Origin of the sequence: Thermoactinospora rubra (genome assembly GCF_002093975.1) — a bacterium.
Classification (GTDB): domain Bacteria; phylum Actinomycetota; class Actinomycetes; order Streptosporangiales; family Streptosporangiaceae; genus Nonomuraea; species Nonomuraea rubra_A.
Map to the genome: position 1 here is coordinate 101135 of NZ_MSZZ01000045.1, position 6893 is coordinate 108027.

Genomic DNA, 6893 nt, shown 5'->3' on the forward strand with positions numbered 1-6893 from the left:
GGCATGAGGAAACGGGGTCCGCTCAAAGGCAGCGGCGGAAAGCAGCGTCGCAGCCTGGCAGGAAAGGGCGCGACGCCGCCGAAGGAGATGCGTCACTGGTACAAGGAGCGGGTCCGCGCCGAGCGCGCCCCGGCGGCCCCGGCCGCCAAGCCCGCGCCTTCGCGGCAGAAGCGCTCGGACGACGCGCCGGAGTACATCGGCGGCCGCAACCCCGTCGTCGAGGCCCTGACGGCGGGCGTGCCGGCCTCGGCCCTCTACGTCGCGCAGCGCATCGACAGCGACGACCGGGTCCGCACCGCCCTGAAGATCGCGGCCGACCGCGGCGTCGCGCTGCTGGAGGTCACGCGCGACAAGCTCGACCGCCTCACCGAGGGTGCCGTCCACCAGGGCATCGCGCTGCAGATCCCGCCCTACGACTACGCGCACCCGGCCGACCTCGTCACCATCGCGCAGGACGCGGCCGAGGTGCCGCTCATCGTCGCCTTGGACGGCGTCACCGACCCGCGCAACCTCGGCGCCATCGCGCGCTCCGCCACCGCCTTCGGCGCGCACGGCCTGGTCATCCCCTCACGCCGCGCCGCGGGCGTCACCGGCGGAGCGTGGAAGACGTCGGCGGGAACGCTGGCCACCATGCGGGTGGCCAGGGCCTCCAACCTGACCGCGGCGCTGCGGGAGTACCGCGAGGCCGGGCTCTTCGTCGTCGGGCTCGACGGTGAGGCGACGACCGAACTGGCCGATGTCGAGCTGCTGAGCGAGCCGTTGGTGCTGGTGATCGGGTCCGAGGGGAAGGGCCTGTCGCGGCTGGTCCGGGAGAACTGCGACGTGGTGGCCAAGATCCCGATGCAGGCGGCCGCGGAGTCTCTCAACGCGGGCGTGGCGGCGGGGATCGCACTGTATGAGGCTGCTCGTCATCGGCGGCGGTGAGCGTCTAAACTGGTGGGCCGTGCCGACGTAGCTCAATCGGCAGAGCGGCTGTCTTGTAAACAGCAGGTCAGGGGTTCGATTCCCCTCGTCGGCTCGCAGGTGAAAGGCCCTTCCCGGTGATCGGGAGGGGCCTTTTGGATCTCGTACGGCAGCGGTGTCGGTCGGGGTGCTGTCGCTGAGGCGTCGCAGTGCCGCGTGAGGTCGAGCTCGTGGCCCTGGGGTCCCGGTCTGTCCCTTGCCGAGCCGTGTGTCGCGCTCGTACGCGGGGCGGGTAGGTCTCGTTGGTCATGGTGATCGTCTCCTCTCGGTTCGGGATTTCTTGCTGGCGAACCGAGAATGCGACGCAGAGTCAGGACGGGAGGTCACGTCCACGGAAGTGATGTACAGCAGGCGGTCGTCAGCCAGACCAGCGATGTGGGTCGGATATGAGCTCTCCAGGGCCGGTCAAGCGAGGTATAGACGGGCACGGAAGGCGCCGCGTTCCTCTCGTTTGGCTTCCGCCGCCTTCTCGACCTCCTGCCAGTCGTAGCCATTGACCTCCGCCACCGCGCGAAGAACCTCGTACACGTCGGCGATCTCTCCGATCACCTCGGCTGGGGAGGCTGCGCTGAGCTCGGACGCCTCCTCGAACAGCTTCGCCAGCAGGGCCGTGCGGTACTCGGTGTCCCCGAGCACGGTGACCACCGGCTCCTTGTTGTTCTGCCGAATGATCTCTGGGATCTTGTCCCGCACCAGCTTGCCCATGCTCTGCGTTCTCCGGTTCCGCGCCCAAGGCCCCTGAGCTTACTGGGTTACGGTGACATCCCCTCGGTCGCAAACTACCCTGAATCGGTCGATATCACGATCAAGGCGAGCATTAGCAGATGAACGTGGAGTTCTTTCGCAGAGAGCCGACCGCCAGCTCATCGTGGCGGTTGGCCGTGCTGATGGGCGCCAACTCGCGGACATACAAGTTCGCCTTAGGTGATGCGCTGCTGAGGGTCGCCGCCGAGGGGCATACGGACATCCTGCTCAACGATCTGGCCAGGCCCTACGCAATGGGCCTGGTCGACCACCTTGCCCAGGCTCCGCAAGCGCCGTCGAGTTCGGTCGTCGCCGACTCCGACTTCCTTACCGTGGCCGAGCGCGAGGCCGCCGAGTCAGTTCGGCTCGGCTCGCCTACTGAGAGGCTTCTCGAAGCCGCGATGAAGTCGATGCCTGCCATGGTCATGCAGAAGTTCCACAACCTGCGCGGCGGCACCGAGCTGCCTCACCGCTTCTACGAGGTGACCGGCAGAGGACACCAGCGCGTGGTCAGGCTGACCGAGCACCTTCGCGATGTTGCGCTGTCCGAGCAGGCAGTGAGCCTGCAGGCGGAGTTGACCGCGCGATGGAACATCGTGGAGACGTCATTCGCAGCGGAGGTTGGCCGGAGCCTGATCGAGGAAGGCGTAGCGGTCGATCTGGAAGCGTGGGTCGTCACCGACAGGCGGCGGCGTCGCTCGGTCGCAGGAGTCACCGAGGCCGTGATCGGCTTTCAGCACGGGCGCTGCATCAGCTGCACTGAATTGATCAATCCCAGCGTCGACGAGATCGAGGTCGATCATCTCTTCCCGTACTCGTACGGACGCGTCCTCGGCTCGAAGATCGACCTCGACGCGATCTGGAATCTTGCCCCTGCCCACGAATCCTGCAACGGGCGCAAGAGCAACCGGCTGCCCAAGCCTGATGAACTCGACCGCCTGGCCCAACGGAATGAGGCGATCATGCAGTCTCCTCATCCCTTGAGGCGGAGCCTGCAGCTGACGCTGCAGCGTTACGGTTACAAGGGCACAGGAGACGGCGACTGGTACCGCTTCCTCCAGCACGTATACAACCAGGTGTGAAGCCTGCCGGCGTTGATGACCGCTGCATCTTCGTACGGTTCCGCACTCGGAGAAGGACGGCCCCGCCGGTCATGAGGCATGCGTCGCCGCCCGACTGACACTTTGCCGCCGAGTTCCATCGAATAGGCACCCCCGCTACTCTTGTGGCGACCATGTGATGCGGCCCGACGGGCTTCCGCGCTCGTACGGCTTCGGCCGGAGTGGATAGGCCCCCACCCGCACGAGTTCTCTCGTGCTGCCTGGGGGACACTCCGTGACGGCGCTGCGACTGTCTGTCGAGAGCCTGCTCGCCTCTCCAAACGAGATCGCGCTCGCGGAGGTGATCGCCGAGCACGTGCGCGATACCAGCGGGCACCGTCCTTCCCCCTCCGAGATGAAGTCCTGGCAGCGTAGCCTGCCGGCCCTCGTCCGCGATCTGGCCGACGCCGGACTACGCAGGGTCGAAATGCTCGTGGAATACAAACTCCCGTTGACCAGCAAGCGCGTCGACGTGGTCCTCGCCGGGGTGCATCCACGAACCGGCGAGGACTCCTACGTCGTGGTCGAGCTCAAGCAGTGGAGCCGTGCCGAGCCCTCGGAGCGGGGCGAGCATCTGGTGATCGTGGACGGCATGCCGGGCGGCGAGAGGCTCAACCCCGCCGAGCAGGTCCGCCGGTATTGCGAGTACATGCGTGACTTCCTTGGGGTGTTCAACGGCAAGCCGGATGCTGTGTACGGTGCCGCATACCTGCACAACGCCATGGACCTGGACGTTGACGGCCTGTCCGAGCAAGTGCGCGACGAGCGCAGCCGCCTGTTCACCAAGCAGCGGCGTGGCGCATTCCTCCGCTACTTGAGCGAGCGCCTTGCCGACAAGCCTGGCGCCGAGGCGGCCGATCGCCTCCTCAACAGCGCGGTCGCGCCGAGCAAGCAGCTCATGACCTACGCCTCCAAGGAGATCCGCGAACGCGAGCAGTTCACGCTGCTGGACGAGCAGCAGGTCGCGTACGAGCTTGTCATGCGCGCAGTGGACAGGGCCAGGCGCGCCGACTCCAAGCAGGTCGTCATCGTCACCGGCGGCCCCGGTAGTGGTAAAAGCGTCATCGCCCTGTCCCTGCTCGGTGAGCTGTTCAGGCAGGGTCGCTCGGCGCTGCACGCCACCGGCTCGCAGTCGTTCACCCAGACCATGCGTCGCTACCCCGGTCGGGGCAGCACCCGGATTAAGAATCTTTTCCGATACTTCAACAGCTTCACCGATGCCGAACCGAACGCTCTAGATGTACTGATCTGCGATGAAGCTCATCGCATTCGCGAAACGTCCACCAACCGCTTCACTCCCGCGGGCAAGCGGACCGGTCGCAGTCAGCTCGACGAGTTGATGTCTGCGGCGCGGGTGCCGGTCTTCCTCCTCGACGAGCATCAAGTGGTACGGCCGGGCGAGCTCGGCACCGTGGAGAGCATCGAGCGCTACGCCCGCCACAAGGGCTATGACGTACGGCGCGTCTCACTCGACGAGCAGTTCCGCTGCGGCGGCAGCCGTAAATACGAGCACTGGGTGCTCCGCCTGCTGGGCCTGGCCGACGGCGGACCTATGGCGTGGGACGGGGATGAGGACTTCGACGTACGGCTCGCCGACTCACCGCACGAGCTCGAGGCGTTCCTCCGCGCGCAGACAGGCACCGCGCGCATAACAGCCGGCTTCTGCTGGCCCTGGAGTGATCCACGCCCCGACCACACCCTCGTCAATGACGTGGTCATCGGCGACTGGACGCGACCGTGGAACGTCAAGAGCGACCGTGCCGTCGGTGACTACCCGCCGAGCATGCTCTGGGCGAGCGACCCGAACGGATTCGGGCAGGTGGGCTGTATCTATACAGCCCAGGGGTTCGAGTACGACTGGAACGGTGTCATCCTGGGCCCTGACCTCACCGTCCAGAACGGACGGCTGGTTACGGTACGCGAAGCGAACAAAGACCCCGCGTTCAAAAGCCGGAAGGCTGTGCCCGACACCGAGTTCGACCTGTTGGTCCGGCACGTGTACAAGGTCCTGCTCACCCGGGGCATGCGCGGCACGGTGATCTACGCGGTGAACCCTGAGCTGCGAAGCTTGCTCGCCGGTCTCATGCCTCGAGCTCGGGCTTGATCAGCCCAGCCAGGAACTTCCGCGTCTCCGGATCGACTGCGTAGATGACCACCCCACGGAGCCCGCGCGTCAGCAGCACCTTGTAGACGTTGCGCACATGCCGCCTGAACTGCTCGTGGGTGACCTTGGCAGCGGTGAGGTTCTTGTCCTTGCTGAACTCACGTCGGGGCACAAACCTGCCGCCACGGGCCACGAGATCCGGACCGATGATCACGCCGACCCAGTCGAAATCCAGCCCCTGCGCCGTATAGATACAACCCACTGGTCGAAACCGCCCTCGGCCGTCGCCCAATAGTCGCTCGACGGCACCGAGCCCAGCCTGTCTCTCCTCAGCTTGGCGTTCCACGGACGTGCCCAGTCGCCGATCACGATGTCAGGCACGAGGCTGTTGTCCGGGTTCGGCTCGCTCCAGGGCCAGCAATACCCTGCCGTCATGCGGGCGTGAGCCCTTGGGCGATCTTGCTGCGCAGGAGGTCCTCCATCTCGCCCGGAGTGTCCGCGAGGACGACCTCGAAGTTCTGGTCTCCCGTCCAGAGCTGCGGCTCCACGTCGCCATTCCACTCGCAGTCGGTATCGCCGAGGCCCAGTAAGCGCTGAACCCAAACGTCGTACTTGGCGCTGCCGCCGCAGCGCCACTGTCCGTCCAGCCGGATGAGTTCGTAATCCACGTCGAGAGCCTGTGCCTGGGCGATGATCGCGGCGACCGTGCCGACCTCGTCGGGCTTGACGACCTGGTGCTCATCCAACAGGAAGACGGGGACGCGGGCCGCCTGGATGAGGCTCTCAATCTGCGGGCGGGGACTGCGCCACTCCTTCTTGAACCGACTCTGCGAGTTCTTCCGCACGCGATGCGCCTCGTCGGCGATCAGCAAATCGAGACCGCTCTGCTCCGCGTTCGCGAACTCCAGGTAGTACCTGAACAGGCCGTCAAACTCCATGTCCCGTCCGGCCACGTGCCGGCGCAGAGTCTTGGTCACGGTACGGGAACCCGTGGCGTACACGACGCGGTCGCGGTTGCCCTGCTCGATCTGGCTGCGAAGGAGCGAGACCGCGATCGCCGACTTCCCGCTCCCCGGCCCGCCCGTGATGATCACTACGCGCTTGGTGTTGGCCGCCTGAGCCAGTCGCACCCTCGTCTTGACAAGATTGAACGCGTCGAGCTGCTTGTCCAGCAGATCGAACTGCCCGACTCCGCGGATGACTTCAGCAGATTTGCGCAGGAAGGGCTTGTTCGGGCGGATAGGGCTGCCGAGCAAACGATCCGCAGCCATCCTGCCCGGCTCGTTCGCAAGGTTCCCACGCAGGTATTCGATGAACCCGCCACGCTCGGCCTTCGTAAACAGCGGAACACCCTCAACCACGGCTCCCATGGCGAGGTCCTTGACGCTGGAGTGCGTGGCGTTGTGGAGATAGACAGCCGCCTTGACGGCCTCCGGGCGCCCATCGAGGGCGCCGAAGTGGTTGGCGATCTGGTTGCGATAGCCCTTGGCCTGCTGGCAGGGATGGCTTTGAGGGCCCAAGCCTGGCACCTCGAACAGCTCCGCCTCGTCATCTAGGGACTCGGCGCTGCTCCACTGCTTGAGCTCGATCACGATGTACGTGTCCAGGGCGGTGTCAGGATGAACACCAGCGAGAAGGACATCGGCGCTGCTACGCCTGTTGTGCGGCATGGGGAACTCGATCAGAACCTCGACTTGCTCTAATCCCGCATCGTCGAGCACGCGCGAGCTCGGACAGGCTCTCGACCCAGGACCGCTTCTCGGCCGCATTGGGCTTGCGCTGCCTCGCAAGTTCTACCTTCTTGGCCAAGATCTCGATGAGGTGTCTCTCGAGAACGGACTTGGGGACGCTCAGGTCCTGTCGCAGCGATTTCGCCGACATCCGGTAGGCGGGCCCATGAACAACCCCTAGGCAGCACGAAAGACTCGTGCGGCATGGAGCAATCGTCAAGACCTGTGGATCAAGATCTTTTAGGCGGCTCT

At 65.5% G+C, this 6893-nt stretch carries 4 protein-coding genes, 1 tRNA gene and 1 pseudogene; 4 read left to right on the forward strand and 2 right to left on the reverse strand.

From position 1 onward, the window contains the following. Window positions 1-3: 3 nt before the first annotated feature. Both rlmB and BSB02_RS30640 read left to right on the forward strand, forming a co-directional pair. Window positions 4-924, forward strand: coding sequence for a 23S rRNA (guanosine(2251)-2'-O)-methyltransferase RlmB (gene rlmB, locus BSB02_RS30635; RefSeq protein ID WP_084964212.1), 921 nt, complete (start codon window positions 4-6; stop codon window positions 922-924). 21 nt (window positions 925-945) lie between these two features. Continuing rightward, window positions 946-1018 (forward strand) — tRNA-Thr (locus BSB02_RS30640). Between the two features lie 350 nt (window positions 1019-1368). Here the strand turns inward: BSB02_RS30640 and BSB02_RS30645 are convergent. Next, entirely contained in the window at window positions 1369-1668 is a 300-nt protein-coding gene (locus BSB02_RS30645) for a nucleoside triphosphate pyrophosphohydrolase (protein WP_084964214.1), read from the reverse strand. A 119-nt stretch (window positions 1669-1787) separates the two neighbouring features. Here BSB02_RS30645 and BSB02_RS30650 point away from each other — a divergent pair, with 119 nt between their 5' ends. Together BSB02_RS30650 and BSB02_RS30655 are read left to right on the forward strand one after the other, a co-directional pair. Then, a complete protein-coding gene (locus BSB02_RS30650; protein WP_084964216.1) occupies window positions 1788-2789 on the forward strand; it encodes an HNH endonuclease in 1002 nt (333 codons plus the stop codon). 253 nt (window positions 2790-3042) lie between these two features. After that, the gene (locus tag BSB02_RS30655) at window positions 3043-4911 is read left to right on the forward strand and encodes a DUF2075 domain-containing protein (RefSeq protein ID WP_084964218.1); all 1869 of its coding nucleotides are present in this window, start codon (window positions 3043-3045) and stop codon (window positions 4909-4911) included. Here the strand turns inward: BSB02_RS30655 and BSB02_RS30665 are convergent. Then, window positions 4889-6680, reverse strand: a pseudogene (locus BSB02_RS30665) (DNA/RNA helicase domain-containing protein). The gene BSB02_RS30655 and the pseudogene BSB02_RS30665 overlap by 23 nt on opposite strands. Window positions 6681-6893: the final 213 nt, after the last annotated feature.